18 protein-coding genes and 1 rRNA gene are annotated in these 23,417 nt (G+C 61.6%); 5 read left to right on the top strand and 14 right to left on the bottom strand.

Annotation, left to right across the window (positions count from 1 at the left end; all coding sequences use genetic code 11):
- Window positions 1–109: 109 nt before the first annotated feature.
- Window positions 110–583, top strand: a complete 474-nt coding sequence (locus tag KZX66_RS23535) for an Lrp/AsnC family transcriptional regulator (RefSeq protein WP_248083642.1) — start codon at window positions 110–112, stop codon at window positions 581–583.
- 64 nt (window positions 584–647) lie between these two features.
- On the opposite strand, the gene catA is transcribed toward KZX66_RS23535, so the two are convergent.
- From catA to KZX66_RS23520, 3 genes are read right to left on the bottom strand one after another with little or no spacing between them, the layout of a single operon-like run.
- On the bottom strand, window positions 648–1,577 hold the full coding sequence (gene catA, locus KZX66_RS23530) for a catechol 1,2-dioxygenase (protein ID WP_248083641.1): 930 nt from the start codon (window positions 1,575–1,577) through the stop codon (window positions 648–650).
- A gap of 51 nt (window positions 1,578–1,628) precedes the next feature.
- Window positions 1,629–1,919 (bottom strand): muconolactone Delta-isomerase, encoded by a 291-nt coding sequence (gene catC, locus KZX66_RS23525; protein WP_248083640.1) that lies wholly within the window; start codon window positions 1,917–1,919, stop codon window positions 1,629–1,631.
- Window positions 1,920–1,931: 12 nt separating this feature from the next.
- Window positions 1,932–3,059, bottom strand: a complete 1,128-nt coding sequence (locus tag KZX66_RS23520) for a muconate cycloisomerase family protein (RefSeq protein WP_248083639.1) — start codon at window positions 3,057–3,059, stop codon at window positions 1,932–1,934.
- A 114-nt stretch (window positions 3,060–3,173) separates the two neighbouring features.
- Here KZX66_RS23520 and KZX66_RS23515 point away from each other — a divergent pair, with 114 nt between their 5' ends.
- The gene (locus tag KZX66_RS23515; protein ID WP_248083638.1) at window positions 3,174–4,049 is read left to right on the top strand and encodes a LysR family transcriptional regulator; all 876 of its coding nucleotides are present in this window, start codon (window positions 3,174–3,176) and stop codon (window positions 4,047–4,049) included.
- A gap of 193 nt (window positions 4,050–4,242) precedes the next feature.
- Window positions 4,243–5,646 (top strand): amino acid permease, encoded by a 1,404-nt coding sequence (locus KZX66_RS23510; RefSeq protein WP_248083637.1) that lies wholly within the window; start codon window positions 4,243–4,245, stop codon window positions 5,644–5,646.
- 81 nt (window positions 5,647–5,727) lie between these two features.
- On the opposite strand, the gene kynA is transcribed toward KZX66_RS23510, so the two are convergent.
- Both kynA and kynB read right to left on the bottom strand, forming a co-directional pair.
- A complete protein-coding gene (gene kynA / locus KZX66_RS23505; protein ID WP_248083636.1) occupies window positions 5,728–6,600 on the bottom strand; it encodes a tryptophan 2,3-dioxygenase in 873 nt (290 codons plus the stop codon).
- Window positions 6,597–7,247, bottom strand: coding sequence for an arylformamidase (gene kynB / locus KZX66_RS23500; RefSeq protein ID WP_248083635.1), 651 nt, complete (start codon window positions 7,245–7,247; stop codon window positions 6,597–6,599). Before kynB ends, kynA begins: the two co-directional genes overlap by 4 nt.
- A 252-nt stretch (window positions 7,248–7,499) precedes the next feature.
- Here kynB and KZX66_RS23495 point away from each other — a divergent pair, with 252 nt between their 5' ends.
- Window positions 7,500–7,844: a cupin domain-containing protein gene (locus KZX66_RS23495; protein ID WP_003176084.1), complete on the top strand. Its 345-nt coding sequence runs from the start codon at window positions 7,500–7,502 to the stop codon at window positions 7,842–7,844.
- A 57-nt stretch (window positions 7,845–7,901) separates the two neighbouring features.
- Here the strand turns inward: KZX66_RS23495 and mmsB are convergent, their stop codons facing one another.
- Window positions 7,902–8,789, bottom strand: coding sequence for a 3-hydroxyisobutyrate dehydrogenase (gene mmsB / locus KZX66_RS23490; protein WP_248083634.1), 888 nt, complete (start codon window positions 8,787–8,789; stop codon window positions 7,902–7,904).
- Between the two features lie 15 nt (window positions 8,790–8,804).
- The gene (locus KZX66_RS23485) at window positions 8,805–10,322 is read right to left on the bottom strand and encodes a CoA-acylating methylmalonate-semialdehyde dehydrogenase (RefSeq protein ID WP_248083633.1); all 1,518 of its coding nucleotides are present in this window, start codon (window positions 10,320–10,322) and stop codon (window positions 8,805–8,807) included.
- Between the two features lie 131 nt (window positions 10,323–10,453).
- On the opposite strand from KZX66_RS23485, the gene KZX66_RS23480 reads away from it, so the two are divergent.
- Window positions 10,454–11,401, top strand: coding sequence for a LysR family transcriptional regulator (locus tag KZX66_RS23480; protein ID WP_248083632.1), 948 nt, complete (start codon window positions 10,454–10,456; stop codon window positions 11,399–11,401).
- 131 nt (window positions 11,402–11,532) lie between these two features.
- Here KZX66_RS23480 and KZX66_RS23475 read toward each other — a convergent pair whose 3' ends face one another.
- From KZX66_RS23475 to rrf, 7 genes are all read right to left on the bottom strand, one after another.
- On the bottom strand, window positions 11,533–12,024 hold the full coding sequence (locus tag KZX66_RS23475) for an OmpA family protein (protein WP_248083631.1): 492 nt from the start codon (window positions 12,022–12,024) through the stop codon (window positions 11,533–11,535).
- Window positions 12,025–12,028: 4 nt separating this feature from the next.
- Complete coding sequence (locus tag KZX66_RS23470) at window positions 12,029–13,291, bottom strand: diguanylate cyclase (RefSeq protein WP_248083630.1); 1,263 nt, start codon at window positions 13,289–13,291, stop codon at window positions 12,029–12,031.
- Entirely contained in the window at window positions 13,288–13,854 is a 567-nt protein-coding gene (locus tag KZX66_RS23465) for a YfiR family protein (RefSeq protein ID WP_248083629.1), read from the bottom strand. Before KZX66_RS23465 ends, KZX66_RS23470 begins: the two co-directional genes overlap by 4 nt.
- A 136-nt stretch (window positions 13,855–13,990) precedes the next feature.
- Window positions 13,991–16,060 carry an exodeoxyribonuclease V subunit alpha gene (recD, locus tag KZX66_RS23460; protein WP_248083628.1) on the bottom strand — a complete coding sequence of 690 codons (2,070 nt, stop codon included), beginning with the start codon at window positions 16,058–16,060 and terminating at the stop codon, window positions 13,991–13,993.
- On the bottom strand, window positions 16,057–19,731 hold the full coding sequence (recB, locus tag KZX66_RS23455) for an exodeoxyribonuclease V subunit beta (protein WP_248083627.1): 3,675 nt from the start codon (window positions 19,729–19,731) through the stop codon (window positions 16,057–16,059). The genes recD and recB overlap by 4 nt, the downstream gene beginning before the upstream one ends.
- Window positions 19,728–23,177 carry an exodeoxyribonuclease V subunit gamma gene (gene recC, locus KZX66_RS23450; RefSeq protein WP_248083626.1) on the bottom strand — a complete coding sequence of 1,150 codons (3,450 nt, stop codon included), beginning with the start codon at window positions 23,175–23,177 and terminating at the stop codon, window positions 19,728–19,730. Before recC ends, recB begins: the two co-directional genes overlap by 4 nt.
- A gap of 138 nt (window positions 23,178–23,315) precedes the next feature.
- Window positions 23,316–23,417: ribosomal RNA gene (gene rrf / locus KZX66_RS23445) — 5S ribosomal RNA — on the bottom strand; the annotation flags it as partial.

Below are 23,417 nucleotides of genomic sequence, written 5' to 3'. Positions count from 1 at the left end.
AATAATGAACGAAGAATCGCAGAATTTTCGTGCAAAGTGATCGGCAACACGCTAATTAAGCTGTAGGAAATTCGAACTTAACTCACAAACACGCGGATTTATTCTAATCATGATGCTTGACGCCACCGACCTGCGCCTCCTGCATTTCCTGCAACAGGATGGCCGTATCAGCAACCAGGAACTGGCGGAAAAAGTCGCATTGTCCCCTTCCGCCTGCCTGCGCCGTCTGCGCCTGCTGGAAAGCGAAAAAATCATCAGCGGTTACCGCGCCGTGTTGAATGCCGAGCAACTGGGTATCGAGCTGGAGGCGATCGTGCACCTGTCGTTGCGCCAGGACGTGGAAGACTGGCATGAGACGTTTATCAAGAAGGTGCAAGGCTGGCCGGAGGTGGCCAGTGCCTACGTGATCACCGGCGCCAGCAACTACGTGCTGCGGGTCCAGGCACGCAACCTCAAGCACTTTTCGGACTTTATCGTGAACCACCTGAACCGCACGGCGGGGGTGATGGATATACGCTCGGAGATCGTGTTGCAGAAGATCAAGGATCGGGATGAGCTGTTGGACCTGGTCCTGCGCAAATAAGAGCAGCGCGACAGAACCCATGTGGGAGGGGGCGTAGACCCTGCCACATGGGTAGCCACGCTTATCAGTCTTCCAGTGCACGCACCCGCTGCATGCGTTTTTGCTCCAGCGGAGCGTCAGCCACCTGCAACTCAAAGTCAAAATCAATCTGCGCAAAACGCCCTTCTACACCAAACTCCTGCGCCAACTGCTTATCGTCACTGAAGCGGATTTCAGCGATCAATTCATCGCGCGTGGCGTAGGCAAAATCATCGTGCAGGTACGGGTCATCCGACAGGTTGATCTGGGTGGTCAGGTGCCGATAGCCGGGCGCAGAGATAAAGAAGTGGATATGCGCCGGCCGTTGCCCGTGACGCCCCAACTGATCGAGCAGTTGCTGGGTCGGCCCGGTCGGCGGGCAACCGTAGCCCGACGGCACGATGCTGCGAAAACGGTAGTTGCCCTGGGCGTCAGTCTCGATGCGCCGGCGCAGGTTGAATTCCGATTGGGTGCTGTCGAACCACGAATAGGTGCCGCCGGTGTTGGCCTGCCACACGTCGACGATCGCACCGGCCAGCGGATTGCCGTCGGTGTCGCGCACCTGCCCGCGCATGAACAGCGGCACGGCGGTGTCCGTCCCATCGTCCAAACGCGCTTCGTACTTGGACAGCGGCGCACCGGCCACGTACAGCGGGCCTTCGATGGTGCGCGGGGTGCCACCGGTTTTGCCGGCCTCTTCGTCGGCCGCATCCATCAACATGTCCAGGTAATGCTCAAGCCCAAGCCCCGCGACGAGCAGCCCGGCTTCCTGGTTCTTGCCCAGCTCATTAAGGTAGTTGACCGCTTTCCAGAACTCTTCCGGGGTCACCTCAAGGTCTTCGATGATGTTCACGGTGTCGCGCAAAATCCGGTAGACCAGCGCTTTGGCGCGCGGGTTACCGTCGTCATTGAAATTGCCGCTGGCTTCTTCGAGAAACTGTTGGGCATGGGCAGTCTGGGACAGGCGGATGGACATGGTGCAATCCTCATCTTGTAGTTATTCGGTGTGGCGATTCGGTAGAACGGGCTATCGGTCGTCGTCATGGATCGACGAAGGATGCCGGCACAGGGCGTTCACTTCGATGGCCATGTAGGGGTAAAGCGGCAGTTGCATCAACAGGTCGTGCAGTTCTTGCACACTGTCGACGTCGAACACGCTGTAGTTGGCGTAGAGCCCGGCAATGCGCCACAAGTGGCGCCATTTGCCCTCCTGCTGCAGACGCTGCGCCAGGGCCTTTTCGTCAGCCTTGAGGCTGGCGGCGCGTTCAGGGTTCATGTCGACGGGCAGGTTCACGGTCATTTTTACGTGGAACAACATAGCAGGCGCCTCTTAGTGTTTATCACGACGAAAGAACGCCAGACGCTCTTCATCGATGGTCAGGCCCAGGCCCGGCGCAGTGGAGACATGCAGCTGGAAGTCGCGGTACAACGGCGGTTCGCTGAGGATGTCCTCGGTGAGCAACAGCGGTCCGAACAGCTCGGTGTCCCAGGCCAGTGTGTTCAGGGTGAGAAACGCATGGGCCGAGGCCAGGGTGCCGATGCCGCCTTCGAGCATGGTGCCACCGTACAAGCCGATGCCAGCTGCTTCGGCAATCGCGGCGGTGCGCAGCACCGCGCGCGGGCCGCCGTTCTTGGCGATCTTGAGGGCAAACACCGAGGCTGCGCCTTCGCGGGCCAGGTTGAAGGCATCCTCCACACATTCGATGGATTCATCGGCCATGATCGGCGCCCGGCTCGACCGGTTCAGCCGCGCCATACCGCCGCGGTTGTTGCGCGAAATCGGCTGTTCGATCAGGTCGATACCGTTGTCCCCAAGCACCTGGCAGGCCCGCAGCGCCACGGCTTCGTCCCAGGCCTGGTTGACGTCGACACGCACACTGGCGCGATCGCCCAAGGCCTTTTTGATCGCCAGCACGTGGGCCAGGTCGCGGCTGACTTCACCGGCCCCGATCTTCAGCTTGAAAATGCGGTGGCGGCGCAGGTCGAGCATCTTCTCGGCCTCGGCGATATCTTGCTCGGTGTTACCGCTGGCCAAGGTCCAGGCCACCGGCAGCGCATCCCGCACGCGGCCGCCGAGCAACTCACTGACCGGCAGGCCCAGGCGTTTGCCCAGCGCATCGAGCAGGGCGCTTTCGATACCGGATTTGGCAAAGGTATTGCCGCGAATACTGCGCTCCAGGCGCAACATGGCGGCGTTGATATTGCTGGCATCCTGGCCGACCAACAGTGGCGCGAAGTGACGGTCGATGTTGACTTTGATGCTGTCGGGGCTCTCATTGCCGTAGCTCAGGCCGCCGATGGTGGTGGACTCACCGATGCCTTCTATTCCGTCGGCGCAACGCACGCGGATGATCACCAGGGTCTGGTTCTGCATCGTGTGCATCGCCAGCTTGTGCGGGCGGATGGTAGGGAGGTCGACGATAATCGTCTCGATCGACTCGATGGCACAAATCGGCATGGCAATACCCGCTGGGTTCTTTATTGGTTTGAGCTGATTCTGTACCGGCTCTTTCCAGGCTTCCAATATAGATTTAGTCTTGATCGATACTCTTAAGGTATGAAAGGAGCCGTCATGGAACTGCGTCATCTGCGCTATTTCCAGGTGCTGGGTGAAACCCTCAACTTCACCCGCGCCGCCGAACGCCTGCACATCGCCCAACCGCCGCTGAGTCGACAGATCCAGCAACTGGAGGATGAACTGGGCGTGCTCCTGTTGGAGCGCGGCCGGCCACTGCGCCTGACCGAGGCCGGGCGGTTTTTCTATGAACACGCCAATGTGTTGCTCGAACAATTGAGTAAAGTCTGCGACAGCACGCGGCGTATCGGCCAGGGCGAAAAGACCTGGCTGGGCATCGGTTTTGCGCCGTCGACCTTGTATGGCGTGCTGCCGGAACTGATCCGACGGCTGCGCACCCACGACGCGCTGGAGCTGGAGCTGGGCCTTTCGGAGATGACCACCTTGCAGCAGGTCGAAGCGCTCAAGGCCGGGCGTATCGATGTGGGTTTCGGGCGTATTCGCATCGACGACCCGGCCATCGTCCAACGCGTGCTGGTGGAGGACCGATTGGTGGCCGTGCTGCCTGCTGGCCACCCGCTGCTGGCCGCCCCCGCCACCCTCGCCCAATTGGCCGCCGAGCCGTTCGTGCTCTACCCCGGCAACCCGCGCCCCAGTTATGCCGACCATGTGATCGCGCTGTTCGATGCCCACGGCCTGAGCCTAAAGGTCGCGCAGTGGACCAACGAGCTGCAGACCGCCATCGGCCTGGTCGGCGCAGGCATGGGGGTCACCCTGGTGCCGGCGTCGGTGCAGGTGCTGCATCGGGCGGACATCGGCTACACCCCGGTGGTGGAGGCCACGGCCACTTCGCCGATTATCCTGAGCCGGCGGGTCAATGATCAGTCGCCGGGGCTGAGGCATTGTTTGCAACTGGTGGAAGAACTGATCTGACTTCACTCAAGCGTCACAAATCCCAGTGGAAGTGGGCTTGCCCCCGATGGTCGAATCCATCCAACAATGGCTGGCCGATCAGGCACTTGATGGCGTTCAGCTGTATTACGAAAAGTTTACGCAGAGTAATATCTGCCCCCTCAGCACTTCTGATGGGTTCAGCCCAGAGAAATATAAGTAGAAGGGAACGTTAATGGCGGATGACATGGTTAACCCGGTGGGCCTCAAGCGTGGCCTGAAGAACCGGCATATTCAGCTGATTGCCTTGGGAGGGGCGATTGGCACGGGGCTGTTCCTCGGCTCGGCGGGGGTGCTCAAGTCGGCGGGCCCGTCGATGATCCTGGGGTATGCGATTGCCGGTTTTATCGCGTTCCTGATCATGCGCCAACTCGGCGAGATGATCGTCGAAGAGCCGGTCGCCGGTTCCTTCAGCCACTTCGCGCACAAATACTGGGGTGGCTACGCGGGCTTCCTGGCCGGTTGGAACTACTGGGTACTGTACGTGCTGGTGGGCATGGCCGAACTGACGGCCGTGGGCAAGTACATCCAGTTCTGGTGGCCCGAGATCCCGACGTGGGTCAGCGCACTGGTGTTCTTCGTGGCGGTGAACCTGATCAACACCTTGAACGTGAAGTTCTTCGGTGAGGCCGAGTTCTGGTTTGCGATCATCAAGGTGGTGGCGATTGTCGGCATGATCGTGCTCGGCTGCTACCTGCTGTTCAGCGGCACCGGCGGCCCGCAGGCCTCCATCAGCAACCTGTGGAGCCACGGCGGGTTCTTCCCCAATGGCGGCATGGGGCTGTTGATGTCCATGGCGTTCATCATGTTCTCGTTCGGTGGCCTGGAGCTGGTGGGCATCACTGCCGCCGAAGCCAGCGAACCGCGCAAGGTGATCCCCAAAGCGATCAACCAGGTGGTCTACCGGATCCTGATTTTCTACGTCGGCGCCCTGACCGTGCTGCTGTCGCTGTACCCATGGGACCAACTGCTGCAAACCCTGGGCGCCTCGGGCGATGCCTACAGCGGCAGCCCGTTTGTGCAGATCTTCTCGCTGATCGGCAACGACACCGCCGCGCACATCCTCAACTTCGTGGTGCTGACCGCGGCGCTGTCGGTGTACAACAGCGGCGTGTACTGCAACAGCCGCATGCTGTTCGGCCTGGCCGAGCAGGGTGATGCGCCCAAAGCGCTGATGAAACTCAACAAACAAGGCGTGCCGCTGCGTGCCCTGGCGATCTCGGCGTTGGTGACGATGCTGTGCGTGGTGGTCAACTACGTGGCGCCGCAGAGCGCCTTGGAGTTGCTGTTCGCGCTGGTGGTTGCCTCGCTGATGATCAACTGGGCGCTGATCAGCATCACCCACATCAAGTTCCGCAAAGCCATGGGCGACCAAGGCGTGACGCCGTCGTTCAAGACCTTCTGGTTCCCGTTCAGCAACTACCTGTGCCTGGCGTTCATGCTGATGATCATCAGCGTGATGCTGGCGATTCCGGGGATTCGCGAGTCGGTGTACGCAATGCCGATTTGGGTGGGGGTTATCTACGTGGCGTATCGGCTGCGAGTCCGGAACAGCAATGCGGTTGTGAGCACGTCGTAAGACCTGCGGGAGCCGGGCTTGCCTGCTCCCCTTGATTGTATTGCGCAATAAACAAGGCCCCGGATCTGCGGGGCTTTTTGTTTAGAGCGTGGAACGTACGCGCCAGAGCTCGGGAAAGAGCACGGTGTCGAGCATCTTGCGCAAATACCCCACGCCTTCCGTGCCGCCCGTGCCGGGCTGGAAGCCGATGATCCGCTCTACGGTGGTGACATGGCGGAAGCGCCACTGGCGGAACGAATCTTCCAGGTCGATAAATTTTTCGGCCAACTGATACAAATCCCAATAGCGACTCGGGTCGCGATACACCTCACGCCAGGCCGCCTCCACGGACTCATCGTGCACCGTGGCCGCGGTCGGATCGCGTTCGGCGCGCCGGGGGTCAATCGCCAGACCGGTCCTGGCCATCAGGTTGACCGCCTCGTCATACAGCGACGGCGTGGCAATCGCCACCTGCAGTTCCTGCAACAGTTGCGGGCGGTGGGCATGGGGCCGCAACAGCGCCGGGCTTTTGTTACCCAGGATAAATTCGATCTCGCGGTACTGGAACGATTGAAATCCCGAGGACTGCCCCAGGAACGGGCGGATCGCCTTGTACTCGGACGGCGTCATGGTCGCCAGCACCGCCCAGGCATGCACCAGTTGGTCGAAGATCCGCGACACCCGCGCCAGCATCTTGAACGCCGGCGGCAACTCGCCCAGGCGCACATGCTCGCGGGCGGCCTTGAGTTCGTGGAGCATCAGTTTCATCCACAGCTCAGAGGTCTGGTGCTGGATGATGAAGAGCATTTCGTTGTGGTCCGGCGAAAGCGGGTGCTGGGCGCTAAGGACTTTGCCCAGGTCCAGGTAGTCGCCGTAGCTCATGGCCTCGGAGAAATTCAGTTCGGCGTTATGCCATTCTTCCTGGGGTTGGGAATCGGCAGGCTTATAGTCTGGAGAAAAGGGACACTGGCTCATCGCGTGGGCTCCTTGAGCGGACGGAGAATGGCGCGTACAGGGCTGGCGTCGAGGTTGGCAAACCGCAGCGGCAGCGCGATCAGTTCATAGTCGCCCTCCGGTACGTCATCGAGCACGATGCCTTCGAGAATGGCCATGCCATGTCGGGCCACGGCGTTGTGGGCCTCCATGGTCTTGGATTGTTGCGGGTCCAGGGACGGGGTATCGATACCAATCAAGCGCACGCCCAGGCCGGCCAGCAGTTCAATGGTTTGCGGGGCGATGGCGGTGAAGTCCGGATCCCACTGCGTCAGCGGCGCTTGTGGATAAGTGCGCAGCAACACCCGCTCCGGCAGGTTATCCACACGCCCCTGCAACTGATGCGGCTGCACCAGCGCGCCACTGCCCAGGCAATGCAGCACGCGGCACGGGCCCATGTACACATCCAACGACACCGCGCCGATCGGCGCGCCCTCGGCGCTGTAATGCAGCGGCGCATCTACATGGGCGCCGGTATGCGGTGACAAGGTAACGCGTCCCACGTTCACCGGGCACTCCGGGCCGAACTGCCACACGCGCTCCTCCTGGAACGGCGTATCCCCCGGCCAGGTCGGGGTCGCCGTACTCAAGGGCGGGCTGATATCCCACCACGTTTTTATAGGGTTCATCTCAAGGCTCTTGGCGGTTACTGGGGTGAATGATACGAGGGCCTGCTGCGAATTTTCTTGCGAATTCCGGCGCCGGGCGCGAATTCTTTCGCACTTACTGCGAGGAATGGGCAGATTAGTGCACACATCTTTCGTTTCCATACGGTGCAACAGATGGCTGCGCTTCTGGGCATCCCGATGTCGAGTTCAGACCACTGACACAACGCCGCAGGCCTTAGGGTGGATCTTTCCATTCCCTGCCTCGGAGGCATCATGTCCACACCCATCACCGTACTGCGCGACACCCATCCCCTGCCGGTACTGGATGCCTGCAAATGGGAAAAACTCGAGGGCGACCCGCACACCGTCAACCTCAACGCCTACACCAGCGAAGACGGCAGCAAGATCATGGGCACCTGGATCTGCACCCCGGGCAAGTGGTACGTGGACTATGTGAAATGGGAGTACTGCCACTTCCAGGAAGGCTACTGCATCATCACCCCCGAAGGGATGGCGCCGATCCACCTGCGGGCTGGGGATATCTTTGTGGTGGAGCCAGGGATGAAGGGGACGTGGGAAGTGGTCGAGACTGTGCGTAAGTATTTTGTGTTTGCTTGAAGCCTTGGCTGAACCGGCTAGCTGTGGCGAGCGGGCTTGCCCCGCTCACCAGAACCCTTATTTGGGCTTGCGATAGCTGTTGATGATCGCCGAGAAATCTTTGCCGCCTTCCCCCCGCTGACTCATCGATTGATACAACTGCTGGGCCACCGCGCCCAGAATCACCGGCTGCTTCGCCTGGCGAGCCGCTTCGGTGGCCAGGCCCAGATCCTTGAGCATCAGGTCGGCGCCGAAACCACCGGTATAGCCACGCGACGACGGCGCGGTTTCGATCACCCCCGGCCATGGGTTGTAGGTGTCGGAACTCCAGCAACGCCCGGTGGAGCTGTTGATAATGCCGGCCAGCACTTGGGTGTCGATCCCCAGCGCATCGCCCAGGGCCATGGCTTCGCTGACGCCAACCATGCTGATGCCCAGCAGCAAGTTGTTGCAGATCTTGGCGATTTGCCCGGTACCGACATCACCGCAGTGCACGATGTTGCGACCCATCTGTGCCAGCACCGGTTGCAGGGTGGCGAACAGTTGCGCGGTAGCGCCGACCATAAAGGTCAGGGTCCCGGCTTGCGCACCACCGGTGCCGCCGGACACCGGCGCGTCTGCCATCACCACGCCGTGCCGGGCTGCCGCCGCGGCCACATCGCGGGCGGTCTGCGGGTCGATGGTGCTGCAATCCACCGCGGGCACGCCTTTACCAATGCCAGCCAGCACGCCGTCTTCATTGAGCCATACGCTGCGCACATGGGCGGCGGCGGGCAGCATGGTAATCACCAGTTCAGCGCCGTGGGCCGCATCCCGCGGTGAGTCGCTGATGCTGCCGCCGAGTTCGGCCAGTTCCTTGAGCACCGTCTGGTTCAGGTCAAACAGGTTCAGCGCGTGGCCAGCCTTGATCAGGTTGCGGGCCATGGGCGCACCCATGTTGCCCAGGCCGATAAATGCAATCTTCATGGTCGTCTCCCGGAATCAGCGCAGGTTGATGGTGGTGTTGACGCCATCGTTGACCGTGTCGTCATCGAACCAGCGGCTGGTGACGGTTTTGGTCTGGGTGTAGAACTGCACCACTTGCTTGCCGTAAGGGCCCAGGTCGCCGAGCTTGGACCCGCGGGAACCGGTGAAGCTGAAGAACGGGACCGGCACCGGAATCGGGATGTTGATCCCGACCTGGCCCACATCGATCTCGCTCTGGAACTTGCGCGCCGCCGCCCCGCTCTGGGTGAACAGGCCGGTGCCGTTGCCGAACGGGTTGGCGTTGACCAGCGCGATGGCCTCATCGAGGGTGTCGACTTCCAGCACCACCAGCACCGGGCCGAAGATTTCCTGGGTATAGATCTGCATGTCAGTGGTCACGCCGGAGAACAGGGTCGGGCCGACGAAGTTACCTTGCTCGAAGCCCGGCACCTTGATGTCGCGGCCGTCCAGTTCCAGTTTGGCGCCTTCTTTCACGCCGCTTTCGATCAGCTCCAGGATGCGGGCCTTGGCGCGCTTGGAGATGACCGGGCCGACGTCGGTACCGGCCTCGCTGCCGGCATTGACCTTGAGTTTCAGCGCCAGCGCCTTGAGGTCCGGCAGCCATTGTTTGGCCGCACCCACCAGCACCACCACCGAGGTGGCCATGCAACGCTGGCCCGCCGCGCCGAAACCGGCGCCGACCAGGGCATTGAGGGTGTGTTCGCGGTTGGCATCGGGCAGCACCACCGCGTGGTTCTTGGCGCCCATCATCGACTGCACGCGCTTGCCGTGTTTGCCGGCCAGGTCGTAGACGTGCGTGCCGACCGCCGTCGAGCCGACGAAAGACACGGCCTTGATGTCTTTGTGGGTGCAGAGGGCATCCACCACATCCTTGCCGCCGTGCACCACGTTGAGCACACCGGCCGGGACGCCGGCTTCCAGCGCCAACTCCACCAGCAACATCGTCGACAACGGATCCTGCTCGGATGGCTTGAGAACAAACGTGTTCCCGCAGGCAATGGCCATCGGGAACATCCACAGCGGGATCATCGCCGGGAAGTTGAACGGGGTAATCCCGGCGCACACGCCGATGGGCTGGCGCAGGGTGTAGGTGTCAACGCCACCGGCAACGTTTTCGGCGAACTCGCCCATTTGCAGGGTGCCGATGGAGCAGGCGTGCTCCACCACTTCCAGGCCACGGAAAATATCGCCCTCGGCATCGGCGATGGTCTTGCCCTGCTCGGCGCTTAGGACCACCGCGATGCGTTTGGAGTGCTCACGGATCAAGGCCTGCAGCTTGAGCATGATGCGCATGCGTGCACCAATCGGCGTCAGCTTCCAGGTCTGGAAGGCGCGATGGGCAGCGTCGATGGCGGCGTTGACTTCATCAGCCGTGGCGAACGGGACTTTGGCCAACACTTGCTGGGTGGCCGGGTTGACGATGTCTTGCCAGTGTGTGGTCTTGGACTCGACCCACTCGCCGTTGATCAGCAATTTGACCGGTTGCACGGAAATTTCGGCAGATGCGTTCATGTGGTCTCCAACTCTTATATTTATCTAGAGACAAGGCGCGTGAATCGCCTTGAAGAATGAGGCGTTCGGACTGTTTTTGGAGTATAGATGTGCAAATCTCTAATAAGAACGCACATAAAAGCCGGTCCAATATGCAAAAAAACATCACGTCACTGGGCTCCCTGAACTGGGATGACCTGAAGTTTTTCCTCGAAGTGGCCCGCACTCGCAAGGCCAGCGTCGCCGCCAAGCGCCTGGCGGTGGACTACACCACCGTGTCGCGGCGCATCAGCTCACTGGAAATGTCGCTCGGCACGTTGCTGTTCGAAAAATCCCGGACCAACGGCTTTGTGCTCACCCCGGAAGGCCAGCGTCTGCTGGGCTACGCCGAGTCCATCGAAAGCACCCTGCACATGGCCTGCGAGCAAGTCTCCGGCTCCGGCGTGGCGCTGTCCGGGCACGTGCGCATGGGCTGCACCGAAGGCTTCGGCAGCTTCTTTGTCACCCCGCAACTGAGTCACTTCGTCGACACCTACCCGGCCATCTCGGTGGATATCCTGCCCCTGCCCCACTTCATCAGCCTGTCCAAGCGCGAGGCCGACATCGTCATCGCTCTGGAACGTCCGGAACACGGCCCCTACGTGTGCTGCAAACTGTGCGACTACAAACTGCAGCTATACGCCACCCAGGACTACCTCGACCAACACCCGCCGATCCGCAAACCGGCGGATTTGGCCGAGCATCCGTTTATCAGTTATGTCGATGACCTGGCGTTCAGCTCGGAGCTACTGTACCTGGCGAATGTAGTGCCCGGCGCCAGCGCGAGTTTGCGCAGTACCAGCGTGATTGCGCAGTACGTGGCGGCGCAGCAAGGCCGGTCGATGGCGATACTGCCGTGCTTTTTGGCGGCGCAGGATCCGCGCTTGCTGCCGGTGCTGGGGGAGCAGATCGCGCTTACGCGGCAGTTTTGGATGTATTGCCGGGAGGACTTGAGGAAGTTGAAGCGGATTACGTTGCTGTGGGACTACATCAGGGAAGTGACGGAGCAGAACCAGGGGTTATTGATGGGGGAGACGCGGGAGATGAAGTTCGCGGATTAAAGGGCCGTCAACGATGACGCTTGACGCTGGCGCCGAACGCTTCAACGAACACACCGCGCAATAAACGTGGAAGCGGGCTTGCCCGGCTCCCACAGATGGAGTGCGTTTGAGCGTTGGAAAGGCGCGCCCGCTCAGTCTGCGATCACCACAATCGACACCCGCCGATTTTCCGTACGCCCCGCCGCCGTGTCGTTGGACGCCACCGGCTGGCTGCTGCCGAGGCCGCGCAGTTGGATGTTCTCTTCTTTCATACCAACCCCTGTCAACACCGTGGCCACGCTCTTGGCGCGGCGCTGGGACAGTTGTTCGTTGTAGGTTTCTTTGCCGGAGGTGTCGGTGTGGCCGTCGATGCGCACGCGTTCGATGCCCACGCCCAGCAGAGCTTTCCCAATGCGTTGGACGATGTCGGTGCTGGGTTGGTTGAGGGCTTCGACGTCGCTGCCAAACAGTACTTTGCCCGACAACCCGAATGCCCAGCCTTCGTCGGTGAGTTCAAAGCCTTGTTGTTTGAGAACCGCCACCTGCGCCGCGGTCAGGCCGTTGGGGGGCGGTGTATGGCAGCCGCCGAGGGCCAGCAGTGCCACCAATAACGTGAAAAACATAACGCGTGCGGTCGAAAACAAGGGATCAACTCCTGTGTTGAAGATTGACAGCAGAGTGCTCCGACTCTGCCGTTTGCTGGCCGCGCTGGGAAACCCGTTTGGCCTGGTACATCGCCGCGTCAGCGGCATTGAGTAAGGTGCTGGGGGTGGCACCATGATCGGGGTAGATGGCAATGCCGATGCTGAGTGAGGTCAGTACCTGGGTGTTGCCGGGCACGGTGATCGGCAAGTCCATGCTGGCGATGATTTTGTCGGCAATGCGCTGCGCGTCTTCGACCGTGTATAACGGCGCCAGCATGATGGCGAACTCGTCACCGCCCAGGCGCGCTACCAAGTCGTCGTCACGCAGTTGCGCGCGCACACGGTCGGCAACGGCCATCAACACCGCATCGCCGGCGGCGTGGCCGAAGTTGTCGTTGATGTCCTTGAAGCGGTCGCTGTCGAGGAACAGCACCGCCACTTTCTCATCGACCTTGGCCGCGCTGCGTAGCGCACGGATTAACCGGCCCTCGAAGAACGCACGGTTGGGCAGGCCGGTGAGGCTGTCGTGGTTGGCTTGGTGGGCCAGGGTCTCGTTTTCGCTTTGCAGGCGGCTTTGCCAGGCTTCCATTTCGCCAAGCAAGGCATTGAAGTCGCTGCCCAGGCTGTCGAGTTCGGCGATGCGTGCCGGTGGCACGCGGCGGTCGAAATCGCGTTCGCTGCGAGCGGCGTGGGCCACGGCGGCAAGGCTTTGCAGCGGCTCAGTGATGCCGCGTAACAGACGGCGCGCCAGGTGCAGAGCCACCCAGGCGCTGACGGCGGTGCAGACCAGGATGCCCGCCAGGCCGCTGAGCAAAAAGCGCAATAAGCTGCCACCGTGCCCGGTCAAATGGATACTGCCGATGGTGCGGCCCTGGTGCAGGATCGGCTGGTTGATGGGCTGCTCCAGCAGAGTATGTGCGAGTGCCAGTTCCAACCTTGAGAGCATGCCGTTTTCCGGGCGCTCCCAGTTCGCCAGCAGCTGGCCAGTGGCATTGAACACTTGGGCTTCGGCCACCTCTTCGGTGGAGGCGATCAGGCTCAACGCTTCGGTGGCCGCCGCGCGGTCGTTGAACACCACCGCCGCTTCCACCGTGTAGTTGATGGAACGCGCAATCAGGTGCAGGTTGTGTTCGGCGTAGACCCGCAGCGCCAGAACGCCCAGCAGGGTCAGCGAGACACTGGCCAGCGTCACCGCCAACAACGCCAGGATCAGGTGTCCGCGACCGATGACGGAGCGCAGGGTCGGTCGTACCGTGACCGCTGTCATGAATCAGGCGCTCGACGGCGGGACAATTGCAGCACGCTCGGGTGAATCCGTACGCCGCTGCGTGCCACCGAGTCGAGGTTGACCTCGAACGACACTTGCTCATCGCTTACCCGCAGACAGAACAGACTGCCCACCGTGCACTGGTCGCCGCCTTCGCTGATGCTGAGCACGGGGTGGCCGATCAACGAGGTGAACAACCGAGTGCGTTCGTCAGCACTGAGTTTGCCGATGTACACGGCGTCGCAGGCGTTGACGACATCGGAATGGTCGGCCAACAGGCGCCGCACGACCACCGGACGGCCGGTGGCCTGGGTGGTGCCTTTGATCAGGTCGTCGGTGTATTGGGTCGGGCCGACGATGCACAGGCGCAGTTGCCCAGGTTCCACCGGCCAGCGGGCATAACTGAGGATGCCGAGTACCACTTGGGTGACCGCCTGGGCGCGCTGATCCGCAGGGCCGGGTGCCTCGGCAAATACACGGGGCGCCAGCAGGCAGAGAACCGCCACCAGCAGCACCCGTCTCCAGCTCAAACTACGCTCGGTGGGCGAGACAGCCACATTCATGCAGCGATTCTCTTCGATCTAAATGATGCCGCAACGATAGCACACGGCACGAAAGCCCCGTGAGGCGCTGCCTCGAAGGGGCCTGCTATTTTTTCAGAAAACCCTGACAACTCAATCAGAAATATTAAATGTTCGCTTAGTCAGCTTTTTCTGGCTCATGGCCCAGTTCCAGCATCAGTCCGCTCAAGCGCTTGACCTTGCGCCGCACCGCCTCCTCGAACACGCCACCGCGGGGTTCGATCAGGCTGAACCAGCGCTTGGCGCGGGTGATGCCGGTGTAGATCAGCTCTTTGGTCAGCACCGGGTTCAAAGCGTCCGGCAGGATCAGCGCCGTGTGGGTGAACTCCGAGCCCTGGGACTTGTGCACGGTCATGGCGAACACGGTTTCCACGTCGTTGAGACGGCTTGGCAGCACAAATCGTACGCCGCCCTGCCCGTCGTTACGTGGGAAAGCCACACGCAGGACCCCAGGGCCACCATCGCTTTCGGGCAATTTGAGGGCGATGCCGATATCACCGTTCATCAGGCCCAGGCCGTAATCATTGCGCGTCATCAGCACCGGACGACCTTCATACCATTGCTCATCGCCCTCGATCAGCCGCACTTTGCGTAACGCTGCGGTGATACGCAGGTTCAGCCCCTCAACACCCCACGGACCTTTACGCACGGCGCAGAGCAGTTGGAAGGCGTCGAAGGCTTGCAGCAGCTGTTGCGCCCAGTGGGTCCAGGCCACGTCGTCACGCGGTGTGTTAAAGGCCGGACGCGCGCTGTGCAGCAGGTCGAGGTAGTAGCGATAGCCTTGGGCGCCTTCACCCTGCCCGTCCAAGACCAGCCGTTCAAGGGCGTGGTCGTGCTCACCCTTGAGGCTGACGCAGAACAAATCGCCATGACTGCGCGCTGCCAGCAGTTTGCGAGCCTCTTCGGCATTCTGCTGGTTGACCCACCGCGCCAGTTGACCAATACCGCTGCCTTCGCCGAAACGACGCGAGTAACGCAACATCACCACTTGCTGGGCCAGGGGATGGCTGCCGTCGAGGTCCTCCAGCAGGCCGCTGGTGCTGAGGTCTTCACCGCTGACGGCTTGCAGCCATTGGCGGGTGTCGGCGCTGTACCAGCCGGCTTCGGCGTCGCGGCATAGATCGCCGAGCACGGCGCCCGCCTCGACCGAGGCAAGCTGGTCCTTGTCCCCCAGCAACACCAGGCGCGCATGGGGCGGCAACGCATCCAGCAGGTTGGCCATCATCTCCAGGTCGATCATCGAGGCTTCGTCCACCACCAGCACATCCAGCGGCAACGGGTTGCCCAGGTGATGGCGGAAGTGCCGGGTGCCCGGCCGACTGCCCAGCAAGCGGTGAACCGTGGAGACCTGGGTCGGGATCTTTTCCTTCACGCTTTGCGGCACATTCAGCGACAGCACTTGCTGGCTGATGGACTCGGTCAAGCGTGCGGCGGCTTTACCGGTAGGGGCTGCCAGGCGGATGCGCAACGGGTTGCCGTTTTCCACCGCCGGCGCCTGCAACAGTGCGAGCAGCCGCACCACGGTGGTGGTCTTTCCGGTGCCGGGGCCGCCGGTGACGATGCTGAAAGCGCCTCGGGTGGCCAGGGCACACGCGAGTTTTTGCCAGTCGATCACGCCGTCGGGCGCCGGTTGGTCAAACAGACCGTTCAAGCGCTGGGGCAAGTCGAAGGCGACGGTTTCCTGGGTCGCCAGGCGCAGGCGCAGCGCCGTGTCGATGCGCCGCTCGTAGGTCCAGTAACGGCGCAGGTACAGGCGTTTGCCGGATAACACCAAGGGCCGGCTGCGCGCAGACTCGCTGCCATCCACCGCCAGGGCGACCAGTGGACTGGCGGCCAGGGCATGGCACCAGTGGGCGCCGTCGAGACCAGCCAGCAATTGTGATGGCAGCAGCATTGCGCCGGGTTGCAGATCGCCCTCCGGGGGTAACGACAGGGCAAAGTCCGGCGCCTTGAGGGTTTCGAATAGGTCCAGGCACACATGCCCGTGGCCCAGTTGGTGGCTGGTCAAGGCCGCGGCCAGCAGCACCGTTGGGTCGGCGTGCGGGTCAAGTTCGTGCAGGAAGCCGACGAAGGCTTTGTCCAGCGCGCGCAACCAACCGCGATCAACCCAACGCTCGAGCAACTGCACCAGGTCAGCGGCGCGGCTAAGAGGCTCCAGCGCCTCAAGCGGTAACGGCGACAGGCTCATAACAACACTCCTTGTTCCCACGCGGGCTCGACCTTGGGAGGAATGGGCTTACCCTGAAACAGCAGATCCAGGCTTTCGATCAACTCACGAGGCGGCCGGGTGAAATATGCGCCTTGGCTGACGGCCTGGGTACCGCGCAGGAACACGTACAACGCGCCGCCCACATGGCACTCGTAGTCGTAGTCCGGCAGGCGTGCCTTCAGTTGGCGGTGCAGGGCGAGCAGGTAAAGCACGTATTGCAGGTCATACCGATGCTCGAGGATCGACTGCTCCATGGCTTCCTGGGTGTAGGCCGAATCGTCAGGGCCGAGCCAGTTGGATTTGTAATCGGCCACGTAGTAACGGCCGTCGCGCTCGAAGGTCAGGTCGATAAACCCTTTGAACATGCCATTGAGCAGCACCGGCTCGGCGGCCACTCGGGAGACGCCATTGTGGGTGTGCTGACACACCAGCTTGTCGAGGGTGAGCACGTCGACCCTGTGGCTGGCGAACCAGAACTCCATTTCAACTTGATACTTGTGCAGGCTGCTGAGGCTCACCTGACTGTTACCGACCGACAAAGGCGTTTGCAGCAAGTGCCCCAGCCAATCACTGAGGGTGATGATCCAACCCTCCCAGTTACGGCGATTACAGCGGGCGCCTACGGCATGTTCGATCGCGTCCGGCGTCACGTTGAAACCCTCCTCGCCGGCCCACTCCAGCAAACCGTGAAGGAAGGTCCCAGGGTTGGGCCCGCGTGGGAAACGGTGAATGTCACCGCCGGACGCTGCCACTTCGCGCGGTGCATCTGGGTCCAGGCGTTCGTCATCGAACAGCTTTTGTGCTTGGGGGCTTTCGGGGGCTTCGAGTTGGGCCACGCTCATGCTGTCACCAATACGCAACGCGCTGTAGGACGCGATCCACCAGTTCTCGGCGGCCTTGCGCTTGGGCAGCAACGGCGCGAGCAAGGCAGCCTGGTTGCGCGGCGGGTGGAACAGGATGTCCTGCGCTTCAGGCACGTGGCCATAGCCGATAGCTGCGCAGCCATCCTGAAGATCCAGCAACCAGCGCGCCAGACCGGCGGATTCCGCCAACGACGCACCGGCGCCCAGCAGATAACCCAGGGCTGACAGGTGCAACACCGAACTGTTGCTGTTACCGCGCTTGAGGTCGGCCACGCCGAGCCAGCAGGCATGTTTGGCGCGCGTCAGGGCCACGTAGAACAGACGCAGGTCTTCGGCCAGGCGTTCGTCATCGGCCTGGGCAATCAGCTCGGCGGTCGGACGCAAGCTCACCTGGGATTTACCGTTTTGGTCATGGTAGTGCAGTGGCAATCGGCTGCCGTCCACCGGTTTGGCCGAGCAAATGAACGGCAGGAAGACCAAGTCGTACTCCAGCCCCTTGGATTTGTGGATGGTCACGACCTTGACCAATTGCTCATCACTTTCCAGGCGCAGGATCTGCTCTTCGCCGGCCTGACCCGACAACGCCAGGTGTTCAGCCAGATGGCGTATCAGCGCCTGCTCACCGTCCAACTCGGACGCCGCCTGTTGCAGCAGTTCACTGAGGTGCAACAAGTTGGTCAACACGCGCTCGCCATCGCTGCGGGCGATCAGGGTTTGTGGCAGTTTGAAATCGTGGAGCAGACGACGCAGCATCGGCAGCACGCCTTGGCTACGCCAAATCGCGCGGTAGCCACGGAACTGCATCACGCGGGTTTCCCACGCCAGTTCGTCCTGGTTCAGTCGCTCCAGTTCCGCCAGGGACAGGTTCAGCGTGACGCAGGCCAGAGCGGCACGCAGCGGGCGCTCGACGTCGGGCTCGGCGCAGGCTTTGAGCCAGGCCAGCAGGTCGTGGGCTTCCTGGGCGGCGAAGACTGAATCTTTATCCGACAGGTACACGCTGCGCACGCCACGGGCGGCCAATTCGGCGCGTACGGCCTGGGCCTCCTTGCCATCGCGCACAAGGATGGCGATGTCAGACGGCAGTACACCGCTGAAACTGTCATCCGGCTGTAGGAAACCGGCCGTGCCTTGCTGCCCGCCGTTGAGCAATTGGACAATTTGCGTCGCGCACGCGGCGGCCAGTTGCTGACGGTAAACCGCGTTGGAAACAGGCTGATCGGTGGGCAAGTGCCAGAGGTTCATCGCCGGCAACGCTTGGCCATCGACCTGCAGTTTTTCCTTGCGGCCTTGGGATAACACCGGCTGAAACGGCACCGGGTTATTGCCATTTTGTTCACGGAACAAAAACGCGCCTCGGCCCGTTTCTGCACGCTGAAATACATGGTTGACCGCCTCGACCATGGCATGGCTGGAGCGGAAGTTGGTACCCAGCGTGTGGTGACGCCCGGTAGTGGACTGACGCGCGCGCAAATAGGTGTAGATATCGGCGCCACGGAAGGCGTAGATCGCCTGCTTGGGGTCACCGATCAGGAACAGGCCGCTGTCGAGGTGGTTCTCTTCGATGCGGTAGATGCTGTCGAAGATGCTGTATTGCACCGGGTCGGTGTCCTGAAATTCGTCGATCAGGGCGACGGGAAATTGCTCGCGGATCACGCTGGCCAGGCGCTCGCCGCCGTCGGCCTGCAGCGCGGCGTTGAGGCGGATCAACATATCGTCGAAGCCCATTTCGGCACGCCGGCGTTTTTCTTCTTCAAAGCGTTTACCGACCCACGCGGCGGCATGTTGCAGCACGGCGGCATCGGGGGTGGGCAAAGCGTCGAGGCTGGCCTTGAGACCGGCCATGGCGTCGATCGCGGGGTGCTGCGGTGGCTCGCCCTTCCAGGCTTCAGCCATGCCCTCGGGTGTCAGGCGGGTGAACCCGGTACCGATGTCCAGTTGTTCGAGGGTTTCGTCCGCGGCCCAAGCGCTGATCTTTTCGAACCAGGGTTCGAAGTAACGGGCCTGCATCTTGCGACCGTCGACCGCTTTGGCGGCCACCGCTTGCAGGCAGATATCGCGCAATTGGGCGGCCCATTGTTGCCAGGGCGCTTTGATGCTTTTCAGGGCTTCGCGACGCTCGTGCAGGCAGGCGCTGATGAGTTCGGCTGGCTCGCGGGTTTCGTCGCTGGGACGTTCGCTGCCGAACAGTGCGCGTACCCGTGGCATTAACGCGGCGGGGCCACCCCAGTTGCTGCGCACCCAGTTGAGTGCGTCGTCGTGCATCGGGTAGCAAAACAACCGCCAGTAATCGCGTAGTACTTCGCCCAGCAGGTCGCTGTGATCGGTTTCCAGGGTCTGGGTGAACAGGCTGCCGCTGTCGAACGCATGTTCGCGCAGCATGCGCTGACACCAACTGTGGATGGTCGAGACGGCGGCCTCGTCCATCCACTGGGCCGCAATGTCCAGACGGTTGGCGCACGCGGGCCATTGTTCAGGAAGGTATTGCTCGCGCAGGTCCGCGATGAGGGCGTCCGGTGGGTCGATTTCGTCGCGAAAGAAGCGTGCGGCTTCGGCCAGACGAATGCGGATACGTTCGCGCAGTTCTTTGGTGGCCGCGTCAGTGAAGGTCACCACCAGGATTTGCGGCGGCAGCAATTCTCGGCCAAAGCCTGCATCGTCGCCGCCATGGCCGAGCACGAGGCGCAGGTACAGGGCGGAAATGGTAAATGTCTTGCCGGTGCCGGCACTGGCTTCAATCAGCTGGCTGCCTTTTAACGGGAAGGCCAGGGCCAAGGGTTTGCTGCTCATGCGCCGGCCTCCTCGCCTGTGAGTGAACGCCATGGGGCATCGATCAGCGGGCGATAAAGGGTTTCGCACCAACCTTCGAATTCTTCACTGGCAATCAACGCGGCGTAATCGGGGAATTGTCGAGTGAGTGCCGGGCTTTCGCGGCGTTCACCGTCGGTGGTCTGGCCGTCGCCGTCATAGGCTTTGCTGGCCGCGGCCTGGGCTTTGGCCGGATCGGTTTGACTCAGCCAGGCAAACGCGGTTTTGACGGCCACCGGAAGTGGCTTTTGCATGCCGTGGCGCCAGGCCAGCAGCAGGTCGCCGAGGATTCGCTCAGCGGACGCTTTCTCCAAGGGAGCCAACAACAAGGTGTCGTCGCTGGCGACCAAACCGGTGCTCAACGGCAGGCCGCAGGCGCAGGCGACCACATGATTGACCCATGGGCGGATCAAGCGATGCCACTTGCGCGTCTTGATCGAGCCGATACTGTTGGGGATGGTGGTGACGCTGAGCAAACCACCGTCACCCCGCCGATGCAGGCCACTGATCCAGCCGTCCAGCGCGATGCCTTGATACTCAAAACTGACCGGTTCGGCAGCGGTGTGCGGGATCGGCCAGAGCGCTAGCACGTGTTGGTAGCGTTGCAGCAGATCGGGCAACGGCTCGATCAATTCATTGCGCAGGCACTCGCCGAAGCCGACCATGGGCAACAGGCCACTACCTTGCAAACGCAACGCCTGGGCGTTGAGGGCTTGGTCGAGATGATCGGGCTGTGACAGTGCGGCGTTCAGCAAGCTGTCGCTCAGGCTGTAGCGTTGCAACGCATCGAGAACGAAGGGTTCTTCATCGGCCAACGGCGCCTCAGCGGCTTCGAAGAATACTTTCAGACGCTGGCTGAAGAAGTGTTTGACCGGGTTGCGCAGGAAATCTTGTAACTGACCGAGGCTGAGCGGATCTTCCTGCTGGTGTTGGGCCAGTTCGTCTTCTGCCATCACGGCCTGTGGCGCCTCGTGAAGCATCTGCCACTCGCGGGCATAGCTGAAGAGTGGGTCACCTTCGTGGAAATAGCGGGCGCTGAACGGCTGGAGCGGGTGTTCCTGGGTCATTGCGTTGAGTAAAGTGGTCGCTTCAGCGTGATGCCAGCCGCTTGCGATATGGTCGCGAAGTTGGCCAATCAGCACCGATGCCGGGCGCTCGCTGTTATCCCGAATGCTGCGGCCCACCCAACTGATGTACAGCTGCTCGCGGGCGGACAACAGTGCCTCGAGCAGCAGGTAGCGGTCGTCCTCACGGCGTGACCGATCGCCCGGGCGGTAGTCGCTGCCCATCAGGTCGAAATCCAACGGCGGCTGGGCGCGGGGATAGTCGCCATCGTTCATACCAAGCAGGCAAACAAGCTTGAAGGGGATCGCGCGCATGGGCATCAATGTACAAAAATTGACAGCACCTGCGAGGAAGCGCTGGGAGAGTCGACCCTGATCCAGTCCGGCGAGCCAGGCTTCTCGGACTACGGTGAGGGGTAACTCGTCCTGCAGGCCAACGGACTCGCAGGTTTCCAGCCAGGTCTCCCTGAGTTGTTCGAGCTGACCCAAGAGGAAGTCGTCGTGTTCGCTGCTTGGGAGGAAGAACAGTTGCATCAGACGTTGCAGGCGCTCGCTCCATTGTTGAGGAGCAGCGGGTTGTGACAAGGCGTTATGGGCATCGTTGAGTGCGTCGAGCAACGCGACCAGCGGGCCGATCAGTGCCGCGTCGAGGCCGCCGATTTCGTCGTAGGGTTCGATTCCTTCACAGGCGGCACCGCTGCCAACGGCGTAACCGAGCAACATGCGGCGCAGGCCGAATCGCCAGCTGTTTTGCTCAAGGTCACCCGGCAGACCGAGCCCCGCGCGCTGCTCGGCATTGAGGCCCCAACGGATGCCGGCACCTTCGATCCAAAGGTGCAGCGTAGGCAGGTCGCGCTCTTTGATGGCGAAACGTTCGCGCAAAGCGGGGACGTCGAGCAGATCGAGAATTTCGCTGACGGGGAAGCGGCTGTCGGGAAGTTTGAGCAGATGCTCGACGGCAATCAGCAGAGGATCGCGGCCGCGTTGGCCTTGGTCGGTGAGGGTGAAGGGGATAAAACGCGGGTCGCTTCTTTCCAACTGGCCAAATACGGCGCGAATGTGCGGCGCGTAGCTGTCGACATCGGGGACCATGACGATGACGTCCCGAGGACGCAATGTTGGGTCGGCACTGAAGCGATGGAGCAATTGGTCGTGGAGAATTTCCACTTCGCGTTGGGCGCTGTGGGCGATATGGAAACGGATTGATGTATCACGTGACAGATCGACAGCGGGCCATAATTCGCGCGTTTCATTGAGCGGGCGTAACTCAAGGATGTCGTCCTGAAGCTGGTTGAGCAGTGTGGTGGGTTCGCTGTCGCTGAACAGGTCGATGCGCCCATCGCGAAAGGCGGCGCGATAGCTGTCGGGATCGTCATAGCTGTCGAGCAGGCTGATGTAGTCTCGACCCTGTTTGCCCCATGCGGCCAGCAATGGATGGGCGTGCTGGTGCAGGGCTTGTGGGTCGATAGTGACCGGCATGCCGGCCTTGCGTGCCTGGCGTTTGTACTCGTTACGCAGCAGGTCCTTGTCGGCAACGATGTCGGACCAATGGTGGCGACAAGGGTTGTGCACGCACAGCAGGACCTGGCTGAAACGGGCTAAGCCGGCAAGGGCTTCGAGCGCTTGCGCAGGCAGGGAAGAAATCCCGAAAACGATCACTCGCGAAGGCAATCCCTTGGGCGCCTCCTCAAGCCTATTGATACGTTCGATGAAGCGTTGATGAACGCCGGCACGACTTTCGGCCATGCCCTCTTCCCCTACATCCAGCAGTAGTGCTCGCCATAATTGGGCTTGCCAGCAGTTGGCGGCGTCCAGAGGCTTGGCGTCACCCCGGCCGTTGCGCAATTGGTGGCGGCCGGCGGCCCAGTCTTCCAGCCAGTCGGCGCGGTAGACCTGATATTGGTCGAACAGATCTGCCAGGCGCTCGGCCAGTTGATAGCGCTTGCGCAGGTCAGTGTCTTGGGTCAGGAAACGCTGCAACGGTTCGAAGTGCGGTTGATCGATGAGCTCAGGAAGCAGACGCATCAGGCGCCAGGTGAGTGGGGCCTTATCGAGCAAGGACTTCGGGGGAATTTCGTCACGGCCCAGGACCATGCGGTAAAGCTGCCACATGAAGCTGCCGGGGAGTTGCACGTCGATGGCCGCGGCGATACCGCAGCCGCCCATGTCATCCTCTTGCGGGTCTTCAGCCAGGGCTAACTTAAGCCATTGGGCGATGCCGTTGCTTTGGACCAGGGCGATTTCGTTCTCAAGGGGCGCCAGGGGGTAACGGCGCATCCAGCTCACCACCAGACTGCGCAGTTCATCCAGGCGATTGCCGTGAACCACCATGAATCCAGCACTGAGGGACGTCGCATCCGGCATAACGGCTTCCTTGGGAAAAGCAAAATCGAGGCATGGACTTTAGCACTGAAGGCGACCGTAATAACCTCTCCCCGTACTTTCCGAGCGCCCAAAACAAAACCCCTGTCTGCGTGAGCAAACAGGGGTTCTGGAATTTAATCTTGACGATGACCTACTCTCACATGGGGAAACCCCACACTACCATCGGCGATGCATCGTTTCACTGCTGAGTTCGGGATGGGATCAGGTGGTTCCAATGCT

Origin of the sequence: Pseudomonas sp. EYE_354, assembly GCF_023148575.1 — a bacterium.
In the GTDB taxonomy this organism is placed as follows: domain Bacteria; phylum Pseudomonadota; class Gammaproteobacteria; order Pseudomonadales; family Pseudomonadaceae; genus Aquipseudomonas.
Note: the sequence above shows the minus strand (reverse complement) of the source record. Positions and strands in the feature narration are given on the sequence as shown.

Bases quoted from the DNA above. Each gene is read 5' to 3' on its own strand.
- KZX66_RS23510 (WP_248083637.1), top strand. From the start codon at position 4,243: ATGGCGGATGACATGGTTAACCCGGTGGGCCTCAAGCGTGGCCTGAAG.
- recC (WP_248083626.1), bottom strand. From the start codon at position 23,177: ATGCCGGATGCGACGTCCCTCAGTGCTGGATTCATGGTGGTTCACGGC.
- recB (WP_248083627.1), bottom strand. From the start codon at position 19,731: ATGAGCAGCAAACCCTTGGCCCTGGCCTTCCCGTTAAAAGGCAGCCAG.
- KZX66_RS23485 (WP_248083633.1), bottom strand. From the start codon at position 10,322: ATGAACGCATCTGCCGAAATTTCCGTGCAACCGGTCAAATTGCTGATC.
- mmsB (WP_248083634.1), bottom strand. From the start codon at position 8,789: ATGAAGATTGCATTTATCGGCCTGGGCAACATGGGTGCGCCCATGGCC.
- KZX66_RS23535 (WP_248083642.1), top strand. From the start codon at position 110: ATGATGCTTGACGCCACCGACCTGCGCCTCCTGCATTTCCTGCAACAG.
- catC (WP_248083640.1), bottom strand. From the start codon at position 1,919: ATGTTGTTCCACGTAAAAATGACCGTGAACCTGCCCGTCGACATGAAC.
- KZX66_RS23515 (WP_248083638.1), top strand. From the start codon at position 3,174: ATGGAACTGCGTCATCTGCGCTATTTCCAGGTGCTGGGTGAAACCCTC.
- KZX66_RS23465 (WP_248083629.1), bottom strand. From the start codon at position 13,854: ATGAATGTGGCTGTCTCGCCCACCGAGCGTAGTTTGAGCTGGAGACGG.
- kynA (WP_248083636.1), bottom strand. From the start codon at position 6,600: ATGAGCCAGTGTCCCTTTTCTCCAGACTATAAGCCTGCCGATTCCCAA.
- KZX66_RS23520 (WP_248083639.1), bottom strand. From the start codon at position 3,059: ATGCCGATTTGTGCCATCGAGTCGATCGAGACGATTATCGTCGACCTC.
- catA (WP_248083641.1), bottom strand. From the start codon at position 1,577: ATGTCCATCCGCCTGTCCCAGACTGCCCATGCCCAACAGTTTCTCGAA.
- KZX66_RS23470 (WP_248083630.1), bottom strand. From the start codon at position 13,291: ATGACAGCGGTCACGGTACGACCGACCCTGCGCTCCGTCATCGGTCGC.
- KZX66_RS23480 (WP_248083632.1), top strand. From the start codon at position 10,454: ATGCAAAAAAACATCACGTCACTGGGCTCCCTGAACTGGGATGACCTG.
- recD (WP_248083628.1), bottom strand. From the start codon at position 16,060: ATGAGCCTGTCGCCGTTACCGCTTGAGGCGCTGGAGCCTCTTAGCCGC.
- kynB (WP_248083635.1), bottom strand. From the start codon at position 7,247: ATGAACCCTATAAAAACGTGGTGGGATATCAGCCCGCCCTTGAGTACG.
- KZX66_RS23495 (WP_003176084.1), top strand. From the start codon at position 7,500: ATGTCCACACCCATCACCGTACTGCGCGACACCCATCCCCTGCCGGTA.